Raw genomic sequence first — 20741 nt, forward strand, 5'->3', positions numbered from 1 at the left:
GATCTTGAATTCTTCGGGGTAACGCTGACGACTCATGGCACCTCCTATTTGGGCCTCATTATGAGGCTTGGAGGTGTCTACGAAACCAGGGGCGATTCAAATCGCCGGTTTTTTTCACCAAGCTTTGGATCAATTGATTGCTCGCGACGGGTGTAAATCAGCCAAGATTCGGCGATAGACACTTTATCGCGAGGTGCATAATCTAGGCTTCGAAGCCACGATAGGGAAAAGGATATGGCAGGAGGGAACATCATCTGCGGCACCTTCCAAAGTGCCGACAAATCGGGATCAGCCTTGGAGGCAGTGTTAGATGCACTCCCATTGCAGGCTCACGAACTGGTCGAAAATGTCAAACAGCAACTCGATACAGCCGAATTTGTCCTTATAGAAGTAGAGCAGGCGAAACGCTTGCTTCCATTTTTAAAGGTCTACCAGGCGCAATTGATCGTTGAGATCGGGCACGATGATTGGGCTCGGGCAACGAAGGAGGAAGAGTCTTCGCTTGAAACTGTCGAGGCAAAGTGGGGATCGGGTAAGGGATGGAGACTTTACTGCGTGCGAGATCTCGTAGGTGCTTGTGAAAATGCGCAGATAGAGATGGAACCAGTGTGCATTGCGTTTAGTTAACTGCCTCCAGCCCGTTTTCACACAGCCTGGGTCGAAAGCGGCCAACTGAGATTTACCATTTGCAATTCAGTTGGTGCGAGCAACTGACCATCAAACCATAGACGTAAACGGCTCTGAACAACCCGCAGTCACGGATTTCGATGTACTAAGCAGCCCACCAAATCTAATCAACATCTCGGTGGCGCAAAAAGTGGGGTAAATTTCTATCAGCGGCAAAAAACGAAGGCATAAAAAAATCCAGCCACCGCTAAGTGACTGGATTCTTTGGAGTATTTTGGTCGGGACGGAGTGATTCGAACACTCGACCCCTTGCACCCCATGCAAGTGCGCTACCGGGCTGCGCTACGCCCCGACATCATTCTCAATACCGCTGAGAACGTTGAAGAATGTAACCTAACCTTTTGAATAATGGAAGCTTTTTTTCAAAAATTTCCACTCGTCGCCAACCAGGTCACTTCTTCAACACCACCAACACATCCTCCAACTCCGCAATCATCTGCCGAATCAGCTGCTTGTACTGGCTGGACTCATCCTTGACCTCATCACTGGAGAGCCGTAACCGCGCTCCGCCAATGGTAAAGCCCTGGTCATACAGCAAAGCGCGGATCTGGCGGATCATCAGCACATCCTGGCGCTGATAATACCGCCGGTTGCCACGGCGCTTCACCGGGTTGAGCTGCGGAAATTCCTGCTCCCAGTAGCGCAGCACGTGCGGTTTTACCGCACAGAGCTCGCTGACTTCACCGATGGTGAAGTAGCGTTTGCCCGGGATGGGGGGCAGCTCGTCGTTATGGCTTGGTTCCAGCATAGGCCTCTACCCGGGCTTTCAGCTTCTGCCCTGGACGAAAGGTGACGACGCGGCGCGCGGTGATCGGGATCTCTTCCCCTGTTTTAGGGTTGCGGCCCGGCCGCTGGCGTTTGTCGCGAAGGTCGAAGTTGCCGAAACCGGACAGCTTGACCTGCTCGTTGTCTTCAAGCGCGTGCCGAATTTCTTCGAAAAACAGCTCGACCAGCTCCTTGGCCTCACGCTTGTTAAGCCCCAGCTCCTCGTACAGCCTTTCGGCCATCTCAGCTTTCGTCAGAGCACCCATGCCGTTATTTCCTTAACGTGGTGTTCAACCTTTGTTCAAGCGAGGTGAGGATGGTTTGCAGGGTTTCATTCACCTCATCGTCGTTAAGAGTGCGCGATGGATGTTGCCAGGTCAAGCCGACGGCCAGGCTTTTTCTATCAGGATCAATGCCTTTACCCTGGTAGACGTCAAACAGCCTGAGGTCTGTGAGCCATTCGCCTGCATTGTCACGAATTACTTCAAGCACGGAGCTCGAAGCTACATCACGACCTGCGATCAAGGCCAGGTCACGGCGGGTTTCCGGGAACTTGGACAGCTCGCTGAACTTCGGCAGGCGGCCTTCGACTACATCACCGAGCACCAGCTCGAAGACGAACACCGGGCGGTCGAGGCCGAGGGTCTTGGCCAGCTCCGGGTGGATGGCGCCGAGGTAGCCGACTTCCTTGCCGTCGCGCTCGATGCGGGCGGTCTGGCCTGGGTGCAGGGCTGGGTGCTTGCCGGCGACGAAGCTGAAGTCGCTCAGGGCGCCCGAGTAACCCAGCAGGGCTTCCACGTCGGCTTTGACGTCGAAGAAGTCGATGCCGTCGCGACCGTTGGCCCAGCCTTCTGGCAGGCGGCTGCCGGTGACGACACCGGCGATCATCGGCTGCTGCTTGAGGTCACCGAGCTGGCCGACGAAGCGCAGGCCGCTTTCGAACAGGCGCACGCGGTCTTGCTGGCGGTTGAGGTTGTGCTGCATCGCCTTGACCAGGCCCGGCCACAGCGAGGCGCGCATGGCGGCCATGTCGCTGGAGATGGGGTTGGCCAGCAGCAGCGGCTCGACGCCTGGGGTGAACAGCTCGAACAGTTTCGGGTCGATGAAGCTGTAGGTGATGGCTTCCTGGTAGCCGCGGGCGACCAGCAGACGGCGCAGGTTCGGCAGCTCGCCGCGGGTTTCCGGGCGGGCTTGCGGGGCCAGGCGGGCCTGCGGGTAGCGCACCGGCAGGTTGTTGTAGCCGTACAGGCGGGCCAGCTCTTCGATCAGGTCGACTTCCAGGCTGACGTCGAAGCGGTGGCTTGGGACGGTGACCGTCCACTGCCCTGCCCCATTGGCGCTGGTCTTCAGCTCCAGGGCGTTGAGCAGCTGCTCGACCTGGGCGGCGTCCATCTCCATGCCGAGCATCTGGGTGATGCGTTCGGCGCGCAGGATGATCGGCGCGATATTCGGCAGGTGCTGCTCGCTCACGGTCTCGACGATCGGACCGGCTTCGCCGCCAACAATCTCCAGCACCAGGGCGGTGGCGCGCTCCATGGCTTCGCGGGCCAGTTGCGAGTCCACGCCGCGCTCGTAGCGGTGCGAGGCGTCGGTGTGCAGGCCGTAGGAACGGGCCTTGCCGGCAACGGAAATCGGCTCGAAGAAGGCGCTCTCGAGGAACAGGTCGCGGGTCTTCTCGGTGTTGACGCCGCTGTGCTCGCCACCCATCACGCCGGCAATGGCCAGGGCGCGGGTGTGGTCGGCGATCACCAGGGTATCGGCGCGCAGGGCGACTTCCTGGCCATCCAGCAGGACGAGCTTCTCGCCCTCCTCGGCCATGCGTACGCGGATGCCGCCGTTGATTTCGGCGAGGTCGAAGGCGTGCATCGGCTGGCCGAGTTCGAGCATCACGTAGTTGGTGATGTCGACGGCGGCGTCGATGCTGCGCACGTCGCTGCGGCGCAGGCGCTCGACCATCCACAGCGGGGTCGGCTTGCTCAGGTCGACGTTGCGGATCACGCGGCCCAGGTAGCGTGGGCAGGCGGCCGGGGCGCTGACTTCGACCGGGCGCACTTCGTCGTGGGCAGCCGGTACGGCCGGCACGACCGGGCGGGTGACCGGCACGTCGTACAGGGCGCTGACGTCACGGGCAAGGCCGGCCAGGGACAGGCAGTCGCCGCGGTTCGGGGTCAGGCCGATCTCGATGCTGGCGTCGTCCAGGTTCAGGTACTTGCGAATGTCTTCGCCAACCGGGGCGTCAGCCGCCAATTCCAGCAGGCCGTCGTTCTCTTCGCTGATCTGCAGCTCGGAAGCCGAGCAGAGCATGCCGAACGACTCGACGCCGCGCAGCTTGGCCTTCTTGATCTTGAAGTCGCCCGGCAGTTCGGCGCCGATCATGGCGAACGGGATCTTGATGCCTGGGCGGGCATTCGGGGCGCCGCAGACCACCTGGAAGGTCTCTGCGCCGTTGCTCACCTGGCATACGCGCAGCTTGTCGGCGTCCGGGTGTTGTTCGGTGGTGAGGATCTCGCCCACCACGATGCCGCTGAACTGGCCGGCAGCGGGGGTCACGCTGTCGACTTCGAGGCCGGCCATGGACAGGCGGGCAACCAGTTCGTCACGGGAGACTTGCGGGTTTACCCAACCGCGCAGCCACTGTTCACTGAATTTCATGCTGTTCTCCTGAAAGTTGCGTCGATTGGGCCTAGCGGAATTGAGCCAAGAACCGCAGGTCGTTGTCGAAGAACAGACGCAAATCGTTGACGCCATAGCGCAGCATGGCCAGGCGCTCGGCGCCCATGCCGAAGGCGAAGCCCTGGAACTCTTCCGGGTCGATGCCGGACATGCGCAGCACGTTCGGGTGGACCATGCCGCAGCCCATCACTTCCAGCCAGCCGGTCTGCTTGCACACGCGGCAGCCCTTGCCGGAACACATCACGCACTGGATGTCGACTTCGGCGGAAGGCTCGGTGAAGGGGAAGAACGACGGGCGGAAGCGCACGGCCAGTTCTTTCTCGAAGAACACCCGCAGGAACTCTTCGATGGTGCCCTTGAGGTCGGCGAAGTTGATGCCACGATCGATCAGCAGGCCTTCGACCTGGTGGAACATCGGCGAGTGGGTGATATCCGAGTCGCAACGGTACACACGGCCTGGGCAGACGATGCGGATCGGCGGCTGGGTGCTTTCCATGGTGCGCACCTGTACCGGCGAGGTGTGGGTGCGCAGCAGCATGTTGGCATTGAAATAGAAGGTGTCGTGCATCGCCCGGGCCGGGTGGTGGCCGGGGATGTTGAGCGCTTCGAAGTTGTGGTAGTCGTCTTCGACCTCGGGGCCTTCGGCGATGCCGTAGCCGATGTGGGTGAAGAACTGCTCGATGCGCTCGAGAGTACGGGTGATCGGGTGCAGCCCGCCGGTGGTCTGGCCACGGCCTGGCAGGGTCACGTCGATGCATTCGGCGGCCAGGCGAGCGTTGAGCTCAGCCTCTTCAAAACCGGCCTTGCGTGCGTTGAGCACGTCGGTGACGCGTTCCTTGGCGTCGTTGATCAGCGCGCCGACCTTGGGGCGCTCTTCGGCTGGCAGGTTGCCCAGGGTCTTCATCACCTGGGTCAGTTCGCCTTTCTTGCCGAGGAATTGAACCCGGATCTGTTCCAGGGTAGTGATGTCTTCAGCGCGTTCCACGGCCTCGAGGGCTTGGGCGACCAGCGCGTCCAGGTTTTCCATGTACAGACTCCAGATACGAAAATAGGGGAAGAGCTTTTGAAGGCTCTTCCCCTATCCGATGACGTTTTACACCCGACGGCGCAGGCGCCGCCGGATGATTGTCGTGGGTACTTAAGCCAGTACGGCTTTAGCCTTCTCGACAATCGCAGCAAACGCCGCTTTTTCGTTCACTGCCAGATCGGCCAGAACCTTACGGTCGATTTCGATCGACGCCTTTTTCAGGCCAGCAATCAGACGGCTGTACGACAGACCGTTGGTGCGGGCACCGGCGTTGATACGAGCGATCCACAGTGCGCGGAACTGACGCTTCTTCTGACGACGGTCGCGGTAGGCGTATTGGCCTGCCTTGATGACCGCCTGCTTGGCAACGCGGAATACGCGCGAGCGTGCACCGTAGTAGCCTTTAGCCAGTTTCAGAATTTTCTTGTGACGCTTACGAGCGATGACGCCACGCTTTACACGAGCCATGAGTAACTTCCTCTATCTTTGACCGAAATTAACGTACGCGCAGCATGCGCTCGACTTTTGCCACGTCAGACGGGTGCAGCAGGCTGGCACCGCGCAGTTGACGCTTACGCTTGGTCGACATTTTGGTCAGGATGTGGCTCTTGAAAGCGTGCTTGTGCTTGAAGCCGGAAGCGGTTTTCAGGAAACGCTTCGCAGCACCGCTCTTGGTTTTCATTTTTGGCATGTTGGAACTCCGCATTCGATAAAATTACACAATAATCATCAGGCCTGCCGTGCCCGGGAGATTACTTCTTCTTTTTGGGGGCGATGACCATCATAAGCTGGCGTCCTTCCATCTTCGGATGCTGCTCAACGGTGCCGTATTCGGCGAGGTCGGTTTCGACCCGCTTCAACAGCTCCATGCCCAGCTCCTGGTGGGCCATCTCACGGCCGCGGAATCTCAGAGAGATCTTGGCCTTGTCCCCATCGCTAAGGAAACGTACCAGGTTGCGTAGTTTTACCTGGTAATCCCCTTCTTCCGTCCCTGGACGAAACTTGATTTCTTTGATCTGGATCTGCTTCTGGTTCTTCTTGGCTTCGTTGGCCTGCTTCTTCTTCTCGAAGAGGTGCTTGCCGTAGTCCATCACCTTGCAGACGGGCGGTTGCGCGTCTGCAGAGATTTCCACCAGATCCAGCTTCGCTTCATCAGCGATACGCAGCGCTTCATCAATCGAGACGATGCCAATCTGCTCGCCGTCAGCACCAATTAACCGAACCTCGCGTGCCGAGATATTCTCGTTGATCGGGGCTTTCGGTGCAGTTCGTTTATCGTTTCTCATTTCACGCTTAATAGTCATTACTCCGATTCTTGGCGACCACGCCGGGAAACCGCTTGCGACAGCAGCTCAGCGAACTGCGCGACGGGCATCGAGCCCAGGTCTGCGCCTTCGCGGGTGCGCACAGCGACGGTTTGCGTTTCGACTTCGCGATCCCCTATAACCAAAAGGTAAGGGACACGCAGCAACGTATGCTCGCGGATTTTAAAGCCGATCTTCTCATTTCTCAAGTCCGACTTGGCACGGAATCCGCTACCGTTCAGGGCTTTTTCCACCTCGAGGGCGAAATCGGCCTGCTTGTCGGTGATGTTCATGATCACGGCTTGGGTCGGGGCGAGCCAGGCCGGGAACACGCCGGCGTAGTGCTCGATGAGCATGCCGATGAAGCGTTCGAACGAGCCGAGGATGGCGCGGTGCAGCATCACCGGGCGCACGCGGCTGTTGTCTTCGGCGATGTAGCTGGCGTCCAGGCGCTCCGGCAGGTTCGGGTCGTACTGCAGGGTGCCGCACTGCCAGTTACGGCCGAGGCAGTCGCGCAGGGTGAACTCGATCTTCGGACCGTAGAACGCGCCCTCGCCCGGCTGGTATTCCCACTCCAGGCCCGACTCGTTCAGGGCGTCGGCCAGCGCGCCTTCGGCGCGGTCCCACAGCTCTTCGGAACCCACGCGCTTGGCGGGGCGGGTCGAGAGTTTCATGGCGACGTCGGTGAAACCGAAGTCCTTGTACACATCCAGGGTCAGCTTGATGAAGTCGGCGGCTTCTTTCTTCACCTGGTCTTCGGTGCAGAAGATGTGCGCGTCGTCTTGTACAAAGCCACGCACGCGCATGATGCCGTGCAGGGCGCCGGACGGCTCGTTACGGTGGCAGGCACCGAACTCGGCCAGGCGCAGCGGCAGGTCGCGGTACGATTTGAGGCCCTGGTTGAACACCTGCACGTGGCACGGGCAGTTCATCGGTTTTACCGCGTAGTCGCGGTTTTCCGACGAAGTGGTGAACATGTTCTCGGCGTAGTTGGACCAGTGGCCGGAACGCTCCCAGAGGATGCGGTCGACGACCTGCGGGGTCTTGATCTCCTGGTAGCCGTTTTCACGCTGGACCTGGCGCATGTACTGCTCGAGCACCTGGTACACGGTCCAGCCGTTGGCGTGCCAGAACACCATGCCCGGGGCTTCTTCCTGCAGGTGGAACAGGTCGAGCTGCTTGCCGATCTTGCGGTGGTCGCGTTTTTCGGCTTCTTCGATGCGCTGGATGTAGGCGGCCAGCTGCTTCTTGTCGGCCCAGGCGGTGCCGTACACGCGTTGCAGCTGCTCGTTCTTGGCATCGCCGCGCCAGTAGGCGCCGCTCAGCTTGGTCAGCTTGAATGCCTTGAGGAAACGAGTATTCGGCACGTGCGGGCCACGGCACATGTCGACGTATTCTTCGTGGTAGTACAGGCCCATGGCCTGTTCATCCGGCATGTCCTCGACCAGGCGCAGCTTGTAGTCTTCGCCACGCTGGGTGAACACGTCGATGACTTCGGCGCGCGGGGTCATCTTCTTGACGACATCGTAGTCCGTGTCGATCAGCTGCTGCATGCGCTTTTCGATGGCGGCGAGGTCGTCCGGGGTGAAGGGACGCTCGTAGGCGATGTCGTAATAGAAGCCTTCGTCGATCACCGGGCCGATCACCATGCGGGCGGTCGGGTACAGCTGCTTCACCGCGTGGCCGATCAGGTGGGCGCACGAGTGACGGATGATCTCCAGTCCCTCTTCATCTTTAGGGGTGATGATCTGCAGGGTGGCGTCGTGGTCGATCTTGTCGCAGGCATCGACGAGCTTGCCGTCGACCTTGCCGGCCAAGGTGGCCTTGGCGAGGCCCGCACCAATCGATGCGGCGACTTCGGCTACGGATACCGGCTGGTCGAACGTGCGTTGACTGCCATCGGGAAGAGTAATAACGGGCATGGCGCCTCCTCTCCTAGTGGTGACCCCTACCAAAGGTCACGTGGGTTGGGATGAGCCAGTACAAGATCCGCCCTGCCTTTCCCGCGGGAAAGCCTGCCTCACAGTGGCAGAGACCTTTCGGCCTGCCAGGGTCGAACCAGAGTGACTGGAAGGTAAAAGTTGCAGGCTGCCGGTGGCGAGCCGCAAGCCGAGCATGCTAGCACGCGGGTTGCACCGGGTCGCGGAAATATTTGGAAATTACGCTGCCGGGGTGAACTTGTACGGAAAATTTCCTATCAGACCTTCTGAAGCAACCTACTCTTGATGAGACCTTTACCCAAGGAGTGTCCGGTTATGCGACTTCAGTCCCTTCTGGCTGCCTGCGCCGCAAGCGCCCTGCTGCTGCCTTTGGCTGCCAATGCAGGCAATTTCCCCGCCGGTAAGGAAGCGCACTACATGACCCAGTGCCAACAGGTGGCGAGCGGCCAGGGCGTGGACGCGGCGATGGCGAAGAAGCACTGCGAGTGTGGCGCCCAAGCCATCAAAAAGAACTTCAACGATAAGGAGATCGAAGACCTCGACAGCCAGGACGGCGTTGACGCCAAGCTGATGCAGAAGGCCCAGCAGGTGGTTCAGGCCTCCTGCAAGCCGAAATAACCAGGGTTAGCGGGCCATTTCACGCATCTTTTGCGCTGGATCAACATCCTGCGAAGGTAAAAGGCGCTAGATGCGTAGAAATGGACTATAGTGTCGTCGGTGCCACTGAAGCTTCGCGACATTGCACCCCGATAAAAAATCATGTTTCTGGAGATTCACCCCATGTCCAATCGCCAAACCGGCACCGTCAAGTGGTTCAACGATGAGAAAGGCTTCGGCTTCATCACTCCTCAAGGCGGCGGCGACGACCTGTTCGTACACTTCAAGGCTATCGAAACCGACGGTTTCAAAAGCCTGAAAGAAGGCCAAACTGTTTCCTTCGTCGCCGAAAAAGGCCAGAAGGGCATGCAGGCTGCGCAGGTTCGTCCGGAGTAATTTTCGGATAGCTGCAAAAAAACCCGCCACTTGTGGCGGGTTTTTTATTGCCTGCCAGAATCACGCAGTACCTTTGTGGGAGCGGCCTTGCGTCGCGATAGGGCCGCAAAGCGGCCCGGCGCTCTGTGTTGTGGCGACGAACTTGGGGCCGCTGCGCGCCCCTATCGCGACACAAGGCCGCTCCAACAGGGGGCCAATTCTGGGCTTGGATCAACCGCAGTTGACGCGGGTAACCACACCCTTGTCGTCGACATTCAGGTTCAGCCGCTCGGAGCGGTATTCCAGGGTGATCATGTCGTGAGGCTTGAGGATGCGCGCCATCTGCGAGCCACTAGCCTTGCGCGCCTGCTCCAACAACTCTGGCGAGGCCAGCTTGCCGATGGTGAAGTCGGCGCCACTGGCTTCGCAGCGGCCATCATTGCCGGCCGGGGTGGCCTGGGTACTGCTGCCGCCCGAGGAGCCACCGGTGCTGCAACCTGTCAGAACGGAAGCCACCAGCAAGGTCGCCAGGGAAGCGCGGGTACGGAACATGAATCCTCCTAAATAAATCCGGGAACTGCCTGATGCGACAATTCCTCCAGGCATTTGTTGCACAACCGCACAATTCTGCCTGACTCGGCCACTTGACGCGAAAGGCAATCGTCACCGGATTTTGCACCGAACCGTCGGTTCGGCCAACCGCGCCTCTTATGCTTAAGTCGCAGGTGCCGTCACGCAAAGGCATGATTTACTGCAAGAAGCGGAGCGCGAAACGCCTCCCCTTCGAACGCCAGGACGCGGTATTCGACCTTTCACCCAGGCCCAGCGAGAACCGCCCCATGAGCAGCCATAGCATCGACGCCGATATCAAGGTCAAGTGGGACGAGGGCCAGAGCGCCTACAGCCCGCGCACACCTGAAGAACTGATGCTGATCGCCGTCGACCTGCTGGTGCGCGACCGCGGGGGTGACGCGGCGCGCAGCTTCATCGAGCAAGTGCTCGAGCGCCACGCGCCGCACGAGGCTATTTCAATCGCGCCAGGCGGGCGCTGAGCAGGTCGAAGAAGCCCTGGGCGTCGCCCTCCTCGATCCACATCACGTTGGCCGGCTGCTTGAGCACGCCGTACCAGTCGGCGATGGTCTGACCGAAGGTCGGGCCTTCACGACTGTCGACTACCATGTGCACCTGGCGGCCCTTGAACAGTTCGGGCTTGAGCAGGTAGGCGATGACGCTGGCGTCGTGCACCGGGCCGCCGGGCATGCCGTAGTTGTCCATGTCGAACTTGATGTAGGCGTTGAGGATGTCCACCACCAGCTTGCTGGCATTGTTGTTCACCGCCGCCAGCTGCTTGAGGCGGGCGTCGCTGGTGAGCACCTTGTGGGTGACGTCCAGCGGCAGGTAGGTCAGCTTGACGCCGCTGGCCAGCACCACTTCGGCGGCGTGGGGGTCGGCGAACAGGTTGAATTCGGCGGCCGGGGTGATGTTGCCGCCGTTGAAGTGGGCGCCACCCATCACCACCACTTCCTTGATGCCGTTGACGATCTCGGGTTTCTGGATCAGCGCCAGGGCCAGGTTGGTCTGCGGGCCGAGCATGGCCACGGTGATGCTGTGGGGCTCAGCAGCGCCCAGGGTGTCGATCAGGTACTGCACGGCATTGCCGTTGGCCAGGGGCTTTTTCGGTTCGTGGACCTGGACGCCGGTCAGGCCTTCCTCGCCGTGGACGTTGGCGGCGTAGATCGGCGTGCGCACCATCGGCCGCCCTGCCCCGGCGTACACCGGGATCTCTTCGCGGCCTGCCCATTCGCGGGCCAGACGGGCGTTGCGCGAGGTCTTTTCCAGACGCACGTTGCCAGCCACGGTAGTGATGGCGCGGATCTTCAGTTCCTCGGGCGAGGCCATGGCCAGCAGCAGGGCAACCACGTCATCGGCGCCGGGGTCGGTATCGATGATCAGGTCGCGGGGCGCGGCCATGACGGCAGTGGCGGCTAGCGCGGACATGAGGACGGCTCCTTGGAGCAGGGATTTGAGGGACATTTAGCACTCCTTGTTGCTAGGGGATGGTTTCAACGGGAGCCGCTTTGCGGCCCTTTCGCCGGCAAGCCGCCCCCACAACCCAACCCGTGGGGGCGGCCTTGCGCTGCGACCGAGGGCAAAGCCCTCGCATTCGGTCTAAAAGGTAACGCCCGCCACCAGGGCAATATTGCTGTAGGGCTTGCACTCCCCCGTACGCACCACGGCCCGGGCCTGGCGACACAGGGCCTTGAAATCGGCATGGCTGAGCACCTGGCGCTGGCCCAGCTCGCCGCCGGCATGCAGCCGCTCGACCTCGGCCAACCCTGGCGGCAAAGCCTGGAACACCTCCTCGGCCAGCACATGGCGCTCGACCTGCATTTCGCTCAGCACCACGCGCAGCACGCAGGCGAAGTCCGGGATGCCCGGCGTCAGCGCCAGGTCGATCAGCTCCACGCCCGACGGCACCGGCAGGCCGGCATCACCGATCACCAGGATGTCGCCATGGCCCAGCCCGGCGATGGTCCGCGACAGGGCGATATTCAACAGTGGCGTCTTCTTCATGGCGCCAGCTCCTTCAGGTAAGGGATCGAAGGCTGCGCGCCGACACGGGTCACCGACAACGCGGCGGCGCGCTGGCCGAAGGTGATCGCCTCGCCCTCGGGCAGGCCGCGCGCCAGGCCAGCGGCAAAGCCGCCGACGAAGGTGTCGCCGGCCGCCGTGGTGTCCACCGGCTGCACCCGCGGCGCCGGGAAGTGCAGGCTGCCGACGGCATCGACCAACAGCGCGCCGTCACCGCCCAGGGTGACAATCACCTTGCCCGCGCCCAGCTGACGCAGACGTTCGGCCGCCCGGCGGGCGCTGTCCTGATCCTCTACCTGCACCCCGGCCAGGGCCTCGGCCTCGCTCTCGTTGGGGATCAGGTAGTCGATGTAGGCATACCACTCCGCCGGCAGCGGCCCGCTGGCCGGCGCCGGGTTGAGGATCACGGTCTTGCCCAGCTCGCGGCCACGGGCCAGGGTCCAGGCCACGGTGGCGGTGGGCACCTCAAGTTGGCAGATGATCACCTCGGCGCCCTGCAGCAGGTGGTCGAAGCGGCTCACCGACTCGGGCCCGAGCAGGCCGTTGCCGCCGGGAATGACGACGATGGCGTTCTGGCTGGCGGCATCCACCACGATCAGCGCCACGCCGCTGGACACGCCCTCGCACAGGCTCACGCCCTGGCAATCGACACCCTCGCGCTTCAACGCCTGGCGCAACTGCTGGCCATAGGCGTCATCACCGACGTTACCGACCATTGCCACGCTGGCGCCCAGCCGCGCGGCGGCCACCGCCTGGTTGGCGCCCTTGCCGCCGGGCGCGGTGAAGAAGCTTTCGCCGGGCAAGGTCTCGCCGCCCCGGGGCAGGCGCTGGGCGCGGGTCACCAGGTCCATGTTGAGGCTGCCGACCACCACCACCTTGGCATCCATGGGTATTCCTTAACGGTAATCGTTGAACAGGTCCGGGCGCGGCCCGGTGGATTCACGCAAAACGATGCGCGGGGCGACGATGCGCTGCTCGGCGCCGCCTTCGCGCCGTGGCGTGACGATGCGCGACAGCAACAGGCCGGCGGCGCTCTCGCCCAGCTCACGGATCGACTGGCCGACCGTGGTCAGCGCCGGGTACACATAGCGGCTCAGCTCGATATCGTCGAAGCCGATCACCGACAGCTCCCCGGGCACGTCGATGTTGCGCTCGGCGGCGGCGCGCAACACGCCGAAGCCGATCATGTCGTTACCGGCGAAGATCGCCGTCGGCCGCTCGCCATCGAGCAGGCGCGCCGCGGCGGCATGCCCGCCAGGGCTGGTGAAGTCGCTGTGCAGCACATGGCCGGGGGCAACGCGCACGCCGGCCTCGGCCATCGCCCGGCGGAAACCGGCCATGCGCAGCTGGCTGACACCGGTGTCCACCGGGCCGCCGATGGTGGCGATCTCGCGGTGCCCCAGCTCCAGCAGGTGGCGGGTGGCCAGGTAGGCGCCCTGCTCGTGGTCGATGCGCACCAGGTCGGCCTCGACGCCGTCCAGGGCGCGGTCGACGATGACCATCGGCGTGCGCACGCCGCTGAGGCTGTCGAGCAGGTCCTGGTCCTCGCCCACCGAGGCGACGATCAGCCCGTCGATACGCTTTTCCAGCAACACACGCAGGTAGCTGCGCTGCTTCTGCGGGTCGTCGTCGGAGTTGCACAGGATCACGCAGTAGCCATTGCGCTCGCAGGCGTCCTCGATGCCCCGGGCCAACTCGGCAAAGTACGGGTTGACGCTGTTGGGCACCAGCAGGCCGATGGTGGCGGTGCTGCGCGCCTTGAGCGAGCGGGCCACGGCGCTGGGCACGTAGTCGAGCTCGGCGATCGCCGCCTCGACCTTCAGGCGCACGTGCTCGCTGACCGGGCGGGTCTTGTTCAGTACATGGGACACGGTGGTGTAGGAAATCCCCGCCAGTGCCGCGACGTCTTTGATGGTTGCCATGGTTTCAGTTCCGCCGGTTCGCGCGCCGGCTGCGGTAAGTGTCGAGTACCACGGCGATGACGATCACCGCCCCGGTGATGATGCGTTTGGTCGGCTCCGAAGCGCCGATCTGGGCCAAGCCTGCGGCCAGCACCGAAATGATCAGCACGCCGAAGAAGGTGCTGATGACCGAGCCGCGGCCTCCCATCAGGCTGGTGCCGCCGATCACCACGGCGGCGATCACCTGCAGCTCGAGGCCGGAGCCGGCGTTGGGATCGGCGGCTTCCAGACGGGAGATCTGGAACAGCGCGGCGAGGCCGGCGAGCACGCCCATCAGGGCGAATACCAGGATCTTGTACGGACGCGGGTCGATGCCGGCCAGGCGCACGGCCTCTTCATTGGTGCCGATGCCGATCAGGTAGCGGCCGAACACGGTGCGGGTCAGCACCAGCTGGGCGGCAACGATCACCAGCAAGGCGATGATGAAGGCCGGCGAGATGCCGAAGGCGATGGGGTTGGAGAACCATGCAAAGGCGTCGCCGATGTAGGCGGTACGCGAGTCGGTGAACTGGTAGGCCAGGCCACGGGCCATCTCCAGCACGCCCAGCGAGACGATGAACGAGGGGATGCGCCAGGCCACAGTGATGCTGCCGGTGACGGTGCCGGCCAACGCGGCCACGGCCATGCCCAGCAGCGCGGCAGGCAGCACGCTCCAGCCCCAGCCGAGGATCGCCACGCTGACCGTCGAGGCGGCCAGGGCCAGCACCGAGCCCACCGACAGGTCGATGCCGCCGATGATCAGGACGAAGGTCATGCCCACCGCCAGCACCATCAAGTCGGGGATCTGGTTGGCCAGGGTGCTGAAGGTGGCGTAGGACAGGAAGTGGCTGCTCAGCATCGAGAACAGCACGATCATCGCCAGCAAGGCGCCGGCCAGGCCCAGGTAGGTGCCCAGGCCGAAATAGGTGCCGCTGCGGCGCACGGGCGCGGCGCCCGACGTATTTGTTGTGGTTTTCATGCGTCCATCCTGGGGGCTGCGTCGTGCAGCAGGGCATCACGTTTCTGGTAGCCGGCGAAGGCGGCGGCAAGCAGTTGGTCCTGGGTCCAGTGATCACGGTCGAAGGTGTCGATCAGACGACCGGCGCTGAGCACGGCAATACGGTCGCAGATCAGCATCAGCTCGCGCAGGTCGCTGGACACCACGACGATGGCCTTGCCCTGGCGGGCGAGCTCGGCGAGCAGGCCATAAATGTCGAACTTGGCGCCGACGTCGATACCGCGGGTGGGCTCGTCGAACAGCAGCACCTGGCAGTCGCGCTCCAGCCAGCGGCCGATCACCACCTTCTGCTGGTTGCCGCCGGACAGCTCGCCCACGGCTTGGGCAGGGCTGGCACTGCGGATGCGCATGGCGCCGATCTGGCGCTCGGCCAGCGCGCGCTCGGCGTCGCGGTCGAGCACGCCGGCGCGGGACACGGCACCGAGGTTGCCCAAGGCGATGTTGGCGCTGATCGACTGGCTCAGCAGCAGGCCTTCGCCCTTGCGGTCCTCGGTGATCAGCGCAATGCCGGCCTTGACAGCGGCCTTGGGCGAATCGATGACCACCGGCACCGGCGGCTGGCCGAGGGCGACCTGGCCGCTGTCGGCGCGGTCGGCGCCGTAGATCAGGCGCAGCAACTCGGTGCGCCCGGCGCCGATCAGGCCGGAGATGCCGAAGATCTCCCCTGCCCTGACCTCGAACGACACCTCGCGCACTTTGTCGCCACGGCTGAGCTTGTCGACCTTGAGCAGCGGCGCGCCGATGCTGCGCTGGCCGAGGTCGATATGCTCGCCCAGCTCGCGACCGACCATCAGGTTGACCAGTTGCTCGCTGTTGTAGCGCTGGATCGGCTCGGCGCACACCAGCTTGCCGTCGCGCAGCACGGCGATGCGCTGGGCCACGCGTTGCAGCTCTTCGAGGCGATGGGAGATATAGACGATGGCCACGCCGCGCTGGCGCAGGCGCTCGATCTGGGTGAACAACAGCTCCACCTCGCGGGCGGTGAGCATGGCCGTGGGTTCGTCGAAAATCAGCACATGGCAGTCGCCGATCAGGTTGCGGGCGATCTCGACCATCTGCTGGTGGCCGATGCCCAGCTCGCCCACAGGGGTGTCCGGGTCGATGGCGTCCAGGCCGACCTGGGCCATGGCCGCGCTGGCCAGCTGGCGCAGGCGCTTCTGGCTGACCCAGCCGAGGCGGCTGGGCAGGTTGTCGAGGAACAGGTTCTCGGCCACGGTCAGGGTGGGCAGCAGGTTGAGCTCCTGCATCACCATGCGCACGCCAAGGCGCTCGGCCTCGGCGCGGTTGCCGGGGCTGTAGGGCTGGCCGCGATAGCGCATCTGCCCGGTGGTGGGGATCTCCAGGCCGCTGATCAGCTTGGACAGGGTCGACTTGCCCGCGCCGTTCTCGCCGGTCAGGGCCAGCACCTCGCCGCCGCGCAGATCGAGGGTGACATCACCGAGCACGGGCTGGGCGTAGGTCTTGCCCAGACCGCTGACGGCTAGCACGGTTTCATTGGCCGATACTGACATGGCCATACTCTCCTAGGTTGGCACAACACCCCGGTAGGCGCGGGCTTGCCCTGCGAAGCCGTCGACGCGGCGCATGGCACCGGTCAGGCCGGTGATCACGGGGCAAGCCTGCTCCTACAGGGATTACAACATCACTGGGTAATCAGCTCGACCGGCGTCTGGATGACATTGTCGGCATCCACGCCCGGCTGCTCGCCCTTGAGCATCTTCAGCGCCGCCTGGATGCCGAACACCGCCTGCTGGCTGGCCGCCTGGTCGAGGGTGGCGAGCACGCGGCCATCCTTGAGCATCGGTTTGATGGCGTTGATGTTGTCGTAGCCGACCACCTGCACCTGGCCGGTCTTGCCGGCGGCGCGCACGGCCGAGACGGCCCCCAGGGCCATGCTGTCATTGCCGGCAAGCAGCGCCTTCAGCTCGGGGTATTCGTTGAGCATCGAGGCGGCCACGGCGTTGCCCTTGTCGATCTCCCAGTTGCCCGACTGCACCGAGACGATCTTCATCTGCGCGGCTTCCATGGCGTCCTTGAAGCCGGCGGTGCGCTGCTGGGCGTTGGTGGTGGTCGGCACGCCTTCGATGATGCCGACCTGATCGCCGGCCTTGAGCTTCTGCTGGGCCAGGTAGTCGCCGACCAGGCGCGCGCCCTTGCGGTTGTCCGGGCCCACGAACGGCACGCTGATGCCCTTGCTCTTGAGCACGGCAGGGTCGAGACGGTTGTCGATGTTGATCACGGTGATGCCGGCGTCCATGGCCTTCTTGATCACCGGCACCAACGCCTTGGAGTCGGCCGGGGCGATGACCAGGGCATTGGCGCCGGTGGCGATCATCTGCTCGACGATGCGGATCTGATTGCCGGTGTCGGTCTCGTCCTTGATGCCGTTTGCCACCAGGGTGAAATCGTTCGGGTGCTCTTTCTGGTAGGCCTTGGCGCCGTCCTCCATGGTGCGGAAGAACTCGTTGGCGAGGGATTTCATCACCAGGGCGACCTTGGGCGCTTCCTCGGCGTGGGCAGTGGAGAGGGCGAAGATCAGCGAGGAGAAAACGGCGAGGGCCAGTGGACGGCCGGGGAACGGCAGTTTCATGGAAATGACTCCGAATCTTGTGGTTTTTATCGGATCGCAAACGTTTGCGGTGACCAACTATGGAAACAGCCGTAGGTTTTGTCAAATCCATTGCGTAGGCAGCCACAGCTCCACGCGTCGGATTATCCGCAATCCATCCGAAAAACCGAACACTTTTCCTACATAAATTCGGCCAGCCGAACAAAGACTACCTTCCTGACCCTGCGGTCGATTCGAGTACCCCCAGTCAAAACAGGGGTTTCAAGATGAAATTCGACGAACGGTAGTTGCTGGTACGAAATCTGCCTTATCCCAGTGCGACATAACGCACATCTCCTCCAGGAAGAGAGAAGCAGAAATGATGAAAACCGCTATCAAGACCTTCGCACCGAGCGCCCTGGCGCTGCTACTGGTACTGCCGACCACCGTTTCCGCCAAGGAAGCCGCGCAACAACAGAAACTCGCCAACGTGGTGATCCTGGCCACCGGCGGCACCATCGCCGGCGCCGGCGCCAGTGCCGCCAACAGCGCCACCTACCAGGCCGCCAAGCTGGGCATCGACAAGCTGATCGCCGGCGTGCCGGAGCTGCAGGACCTGGCCAACGTGCGCGGTGAGCAGGTGATGCAGATCGCCTCGGAGAGCATCGGCAACGACGACCTGCTCAAGCTGGGCAAGCGTGTCGCCGAACTGGCCGACAGCAAGGACGTCGATGGCATCGTCATCACCCACGGCACCGACACCCTGGAAGAAACCGCCTACTTCCTCAACCTGGTGGAAAAGACCGACAAGCCGATCATCGTGGTCGGCTCGATGCGCCCGGGCACCGCGATGTCCGCCGACGGCATGCTCAACCTGTACAACGCCGTGGCCGTGGCCAGCAGCAAGGACGCCCGCGGCAAGGGCGTGCTGGTGACCATGAACGACGAGATCCAGTCCGGTCGTGACGTGAGCAAGGCGGTCAACATCAAGACCGAAGCCTTCAAGAGCCAGTGGGGCCCATTGGGCATGGTGGTGGAAGGCAAGTCGTACTTCTTCCGCCTGCCGGCCAAGCGCCACACGGTCAACTCCGAGTTCGACATCAAGACCATCAGCAAGCTGCCGGCCGTGGACATTGCCTACGGCTACGGCAACGTGACCGACACCGCCTACAAGGCGCTGGCCCAGGGTGGCGCCAAGGCGATCATCCACGCCGGCACCGGCAATGGCTCGGTATCGTCGCGCGTGGTACCGGCGCTGCAGGAGCTGCGCAAGGACGGCGTGCAGATCATCCGTTCGTCCCACGTCAACCAGGGCGGCTTCGTGCTGCGCAACGCCGAACAGCCTGACGACAAGAACGACTGGGTCGTGGCCCACGACCTGAACCCGCAGAAGGCGCGGATCCTGGCGATGGTCGCGATGACCAAGACCCAGGACAGCAAGGAGCTGCAGCGGATCTTCTGGGAATATTGATCGGCCTGCGCCTCGGGCTGGTGTGTTGAACATAGCGGCCCTATCGCGGGGCAAGCCCGCTCCCACAAGTCTGCAACGACTTTGTGGGAGCGGGCTTGCCCCGCGATGCTTTCGATGGAACCAATCCCTCTACCACGGTCTTATACGGCTTTCATCCTACCTGCTGTTGCGAAACGGCTTACAGTGAAATACTGTATGCACATACAGCAAAACAAGGAACAGCCCCGTGGCCAAACCCGCCTCCGCGTCGCCAAGCAGTTATGAACTCCTGGGTCAGCGCATCCAGAAGATCATCAACAGCCCCACCGCCCAGCGCAGCCGCGCCGCCTTGATCTTCCGCCTGGAGCACGAGTCGCCCGACGACTGGGCAACCCTGCTCGAGGAAATCGCCGAGAACGACAACGTCACCCTCGCCCACCGCGACGATGGCGGCGTACAGATTTTCTGGACCGTGCCGAAGGAAGACTGACCGCGCATGAGAGTTTCGCTTTTCGCCGCCTGCCTGCTGCTGCTTGCCCCCCTCGCCCACGCCGACGCCCCGCGCACCTTCCAGGAGGCCAAGAAGGTCGCCTGGAAGCTGTACGCGCCGCAGTCCACGGAGTTTTATTGCGGCTGCAAGTACAAGGGCAACAAGGTCGACCTGGCCTCCTGCGGCTACGCGCCGCGCAAGAACCTCAACCGCGCCTCGCGCATCGAATGGGAGCACATCGTCCCGGCCTGGCAGATCGGCCACCAGCGCCAGTGCTGGCAGGATGGCGGGCGCAAGAACTGCTCGCGCCACGACAAGGTCTACCAGCGCGCCGAGGCCGACCTGCACAACCTGGTGCCGAGCATTGGCGAGGTTTATCTGAAAGCGCTTCGTTTCTCGTGAAATGTTGACAAGCTGGGTGATCGGTATAGTCCCTCTTCCCTAGCACGCCTTCACATCGATATCGCCTCCAGCCTCCCGACTCTGCATTCTGCAACTGATGGGCTTCAAGGAGGGGCATGGCTCAATCCAGCCCCTCTCATTGTGAAGTCCGTGCTGGGAGCATTTGCCGCCTCATCCATAAAGCTCCAGTGCCCAAGCGGAAAAGCATGGTGAACTGATAGAGCCTGGACTCCGTTACACATTTCTCCATACCACCTCAGCGCGTCTAGCAAAGTCCTCCTATGCCTGGCCTTGCGCAGGTCAAAACCGAACCTTGCCAAGGTCAACACGCCGACCTGAATTTCGTGTGCTGCCCAAGCCGGCGCGTTAGTGCCAACCACGGTTGAAATTCATCCCGTCAGCAACGCCCCGTTGCTCCCTCTTGAGACCGCAGGGGAAATTTCGGATATAGAAATTAAAATTCTCTATAAATCGATTATATCAAGATAAAAACTTTTATGTCTTTAACGCCTATTTTCAACTCGTTTGCAACCATTAAAAAATGCAAACCATTTGCAGTTTGCAAAAAACAAAATACAGGCATATTGACAGAAAACCCAACTATATACTTTAACTAAGCAAGCCACACACACAGACCTTGTAAACCCAACGAACCGCCCAAGAAGCTCACTGCTGACGGGGCCTGGGCTCAGCCCGCGACCTAGAAAGCAGCCCCAAAAAACAGAACAACTCTAAACATTATTGACAAATTGACTTAAACAAAAACATTAGCAGTTGCATGACCAAAAGAAAAAACACCTTACACGCCATGGAAGAATAATTAGAAATATCGATAAATTGAAAATTAAGCTATAACTAAAAATAATAAAAAGATAAAAATAGATAATTAAATGAACTAGCAGGACGATTGCACCCGAACTCTTGACCCCCTAG

General features: G+C 62.1%; 22 protein-coding genes, 1 tRNA gene and 1 pseudogene. 7 read left to right on the top strand and 17 right to left on the bottom strand.

The window, feature by feature from the left end; all coding sequences use genetic code 11:
- Positions 1 to 234: 234 nt before the first annotated feature.
- The gene (locus AC25MA_RS25370) at positions 235 to 627 is read left to right on the top strand and encodes a hypothetical protein (RefSeq protein ID WP_186711847.1); all 393 of its coding nucleotides are present in this window, start codon (positions 235 to 237) and stop codon (positions 625 to 627) included.
- Positions 628 to 902: 275 nt separating this feature from the next.
- On the opposite strand, the gene AC25MA_RS25375 is transcribed toward AC25MA_RS25370, so the two are convergent.
- The 9 genes from AC25MA_RS25375 to thrS all read right to left on the bottom strand — a co-directional run bounded on the left by AC25MA_RS25375 (position 903) and on the right by thrS (position 8378).
- Positions 903 to 979: transfer RNA gene (locus AC25MA_RS25375), tRNA-Pro, on the bottom strand.
- 99 nt (positions 980 to 1078) lie between these two features.
- On the bottom strand, positions 1079 to 1435 hold the full coding sequence (locus tag AC25MA_RS25380) for a MerR family transcriptional regulator (protein WP_011533210.1): 357 nt from the start codon (positions 1433 to 1435) through the stop codon (positions 1079 to 1081).
- The gene (ihfA, locus tag AC25MA_RS25385) at positions 1416 to 1718 is read right to left on the bottom strand and encodes an integration host factor subunit alpha (RefSeq protein ID WP_009394049.1); all 303 of its coding nucleotides are present in this window, start codon (positions 1716 to 1718) and stop codon (positions 1416 to 1418) included. Before ihfA ends, AC25MA_RS25380 begins: the two co-directional genes overlap by 20 nt.
- A gap of 4 nt (positions 1719 to 1722) precedes the next feature.
- Positions 1723 to 4104 (bottom strand): phenylalanine--tRNA ligase subunit beta, encoded by a 2382-nt coding sequence (gene pheT, locus AC25MA_RS25390; protein ID WP_486972532.1) that lies wholly within the window; start codon positions 4102 to 4104, stop codon positions 1723 to 1725.
- Between the two features lie 31 nt (positions 4105 to 4135).
- Positions 4136 to 5152 (bottom strand): phenylalanine--tRNA ligase subunit alpha, encoded by a 1017-nt coding sequence (gene pheS / locus AC25MA_RS25395; protein ID WP_028691467.1) that lies wholly within the window; start codon positions 5150 to 5152, stop codon positions 4136 to 4138.
- Between the two features lie 111 nt (positions 5153 to 5263).
- Complete coding sequence (rplT, locus tag AC25MA_RS25400; RefSeq protein WP_003250671.1) at positions 5264 to 5620, bottom strand: 50S ribosomal protein L20; 357 nt, start codon at positions 5618 to 5620, stop codon at positions 5264 to 5266.
- 28 nt (positions 5621 to 5648) lie between these two features.
- Positions 5649 to 5843 carry a 50S ribosomal protein L35 gene (rpmI, locus tag AC25MA_RS25405; RefSeq protein ID WP_003250667.1) on the bottom strand — a complete coding sequence of 65 codons (195 nt, stop codon included), beginning with the start codon at positions 5841 to 5843 and terminating at the stop codon, positions 5649 to 5651.
- A gap of 61 nt (positions 5844 to 5904) precedes the next feature.
- Complete coding sequence (infC, locus tag AC25MA_RS25410; RefSeq protein ID WP_011533207.1) at positions 5905 to 6456, bottom strand: translation initiation factor IF-3; 552 nt, start codon at positions 6454 to 6456, stop codon at positions 5905 to 5907.
- Positions 6456 to 8378, bottom strand: a complete 1923-nt coding sequence (thrS, locus tag AC25MA_RS25415) for a threonine--tRNA ligase (protein WP_028691465.1) — start codon at positions 8376 to 8378, stop codon at positions 6456 to 6458. Before thrS ends, infC begins: the two co-directional genes overlap by 1 nt.
- Positions 8379 to 8711: 333 nt before the next feature.
- Here thrS and AC25MA_RS25420 point away from each other — a divergent pair, with 333 nt between their 5' ends.
- Together AC25MA_RS25420 and AC25MA_RS25425 are read left to right on the top strand one after the other, a co-directional pair.
- Complete coding sequence (locus tag AC25MA_RS25420) at positions 8712 to 9014, top strand: hypothetical protein (protein ID WP_028691464.1); 303 nt, start codon at positions 8712 to 8714, stop codon at positions 9012 to 9014.
- Positions 9015 to 9176: 162 nt separating this feature from the next.
- The gene (locus AC25MA_RS25425; RefSeq protein ID WP_007956027.1) at positions 9177 to 9389 is read left to right on the top strand and encodes a cold-shock protein; all 213 of its coding nucleotides are present in this window, start codon (positions 9177 to 9179) and stop codon (positions 9387 to 9389) included.
- A gap of 210 nt (positions 9390 to 9599) precedes the next feature.
- Here the strand turns inward: AC25MA_RS25425 and AC25MA_RS25430 are convergent, their stop codons facing one another.
- Positions 9600 to 9920 (bottom strand): I78 family peptidase inhibitor, encoded by a 321-nt coding sequence (locus tag AC25MA_RS25430; RefSeq protein WP_028691463.1) that lies wholly within the window; start codon positions 9918 to 9920, stop codon positions 9600 to 9602.
- Positions 9921 to 10207: 287 nt separating this feature from the next.
- Between AC25MA_RS25430 and AC25MA_RS25435 the strand changes: the two genes are divergently transcribed.
- Entirely contained in the window at positions 10208 to 10420 is a 213-nt protein-coding gene (locus tag AC25MA_RS25435; protein ID WP_486972533.1) for a hypothetical protein, read from the top strand.
- On the opposite strand, the gene AC25MA_RS25440 is transcribed toward AC25MA_RS25435, so the two are convergent.
- The 7 genes from AC25MA_RS25440 to AC25MA_RS25470 all read right to left on the bottom strand — a co-directional run bounded on the left by AC25MA_RS25440 (position 10392) and on the right by AC25MA_RS25470 (position 17508).
- The gene (locus tag AC25MA_RS25440) at positions 10392 to 11402 is read right to left on the bottom strand and encodes a nucleoside hydrolase (RefSeq protein ID WP_062574427.1); all 1011 of its coding nucleotides are present in this window, start codon (positions 11400 to 11402) and stop codon (positions 10392 to 10394) included. The genes AC25MA_RS25435 and AC25MA_RS25440 overlap by 29 nt on opposite strands.
- A 135-nt stretch (positions 11403 to 11537) precedes the next feature.
- Positions 11538 to 11942: a D-ribose pyranase gene (gene rbsD / locus AC25MA_RS25445; RefSeq protein WP_207852317.1), complete on the bottom strand. Its 405-nt coding sequence runs from the start codon at positions 11940 to 11942 to the stop codon at positions 11538 to 11540.
- The gene (gene rbsK / locus AC25MA_RS25450; protein ID WP_486972534.1) at positions 11939 to 12847 is read right to left on the bottom strand and encodes a ribokinase; all 909 of its coding nucleotides are present in this window, start codon (positions 12845 to 12847) and stop codon (positions 11939 to 11941) included. The genes rbsD and rbsK overlap by 4 nt, the downstream gene beginning before the upstream one ends.
- 9 nt (positions 12848 to 12856) lie before the next feature.
- Positions 12857 to 13882, bottom strand: coding sequence for a LacI family DNA-binding transcriptional regulator (locus AC25MA_RS25455; RefSeq protein WP_062361001.1), 1026 nt, complete (start codon positions 13880 to 13882; stop codon positions 12857 to 12859).
- 4 nt (positions 13883 to 13886) lie between these two features.
- A complete protein-coding gene (locus tag AC25MA_RS25460) occupies positions 13887 to 14879 on the bottom strand; it encodes an ABC transporter permease (RefSeq protein WP_028691457.1) in 993 nt (330 codons plus the stop codon).
- Positions 14876 to 16429: a sugar ABC transporter ATP-binding protein gene (locus tag AC25MA_RS25465; protein WP_486972535.1), complete on the bottom strand. Its 1554-nt coding sequence runs from the start codon at positions 16427 to 16429 to the stop codon at positions 14876 to 14878. Before AC25MA_RS25465 ends, AC25MA_RS25460 begins: the two co-directional genes overlap by 4 nt.
- A 131-nt stretch (positions 16430 to 16560) precedes the next feature.
- The gene (locus tag AC25MA_RS25470) at positions 16561 to 17508 is read right to left on the bottom strand and encodes a sugar ABC transporter substrate-binding protein (RefSeq protein ID WP_028691455.1); all 948 of its coding nucleotides are present in this window, start codon (positions 17506 to 17508) and stop codon (positions 16561 to 16563) included.
- Between the two features lie 340 nt (positions 17509 to 17848).
- Here AC25MA_RS25470 and AC25MA_RS25475 point away from each other — a divergent pair, with 340 nt between their 5' ends.
- The 3 genes and pseudogenes from AC25MA_RS25475 to AC25MA_RS25485 all read left to right on the top strand — a co-directional run.
- Positions 17849 to 18937 (top strand): asparaginase, encoded by a 1089-nt coding sequence (locus tag AC25MA_RS25475; RefSeq protein WP_028691454.1) that lies wholly within the window; start codon positions 17849 to 17851, stop codon positions 18935 to 18937.
- 226 nt (positions 18938 to 19163) lie between these two features.
- Positions 19164 to 19406, top strand: coding sequence for a DUF1654 domain-containing protein (locus tag AC25MA_RS25480; RefSeq protein ID WP_028691453.1), 243 nt, complete (start codon positions 19164 to 19166; stop codon positions 19404 to 19406).
- A gap of 6 nt (positions 19407 to 19412) precedes the next feature.
- A pseudogene (locus AC25MA_RS25485) lies at positions 19413 to 19781 on the top strand (endonuclease); the annotation flags it as partial.
- Between the last annotated feature and the right edge of the window lie 960 nt (positions 19782 to 20741).

The organism is Pseudomonas sp. P65(2024), from assembly GCF_057480955.1.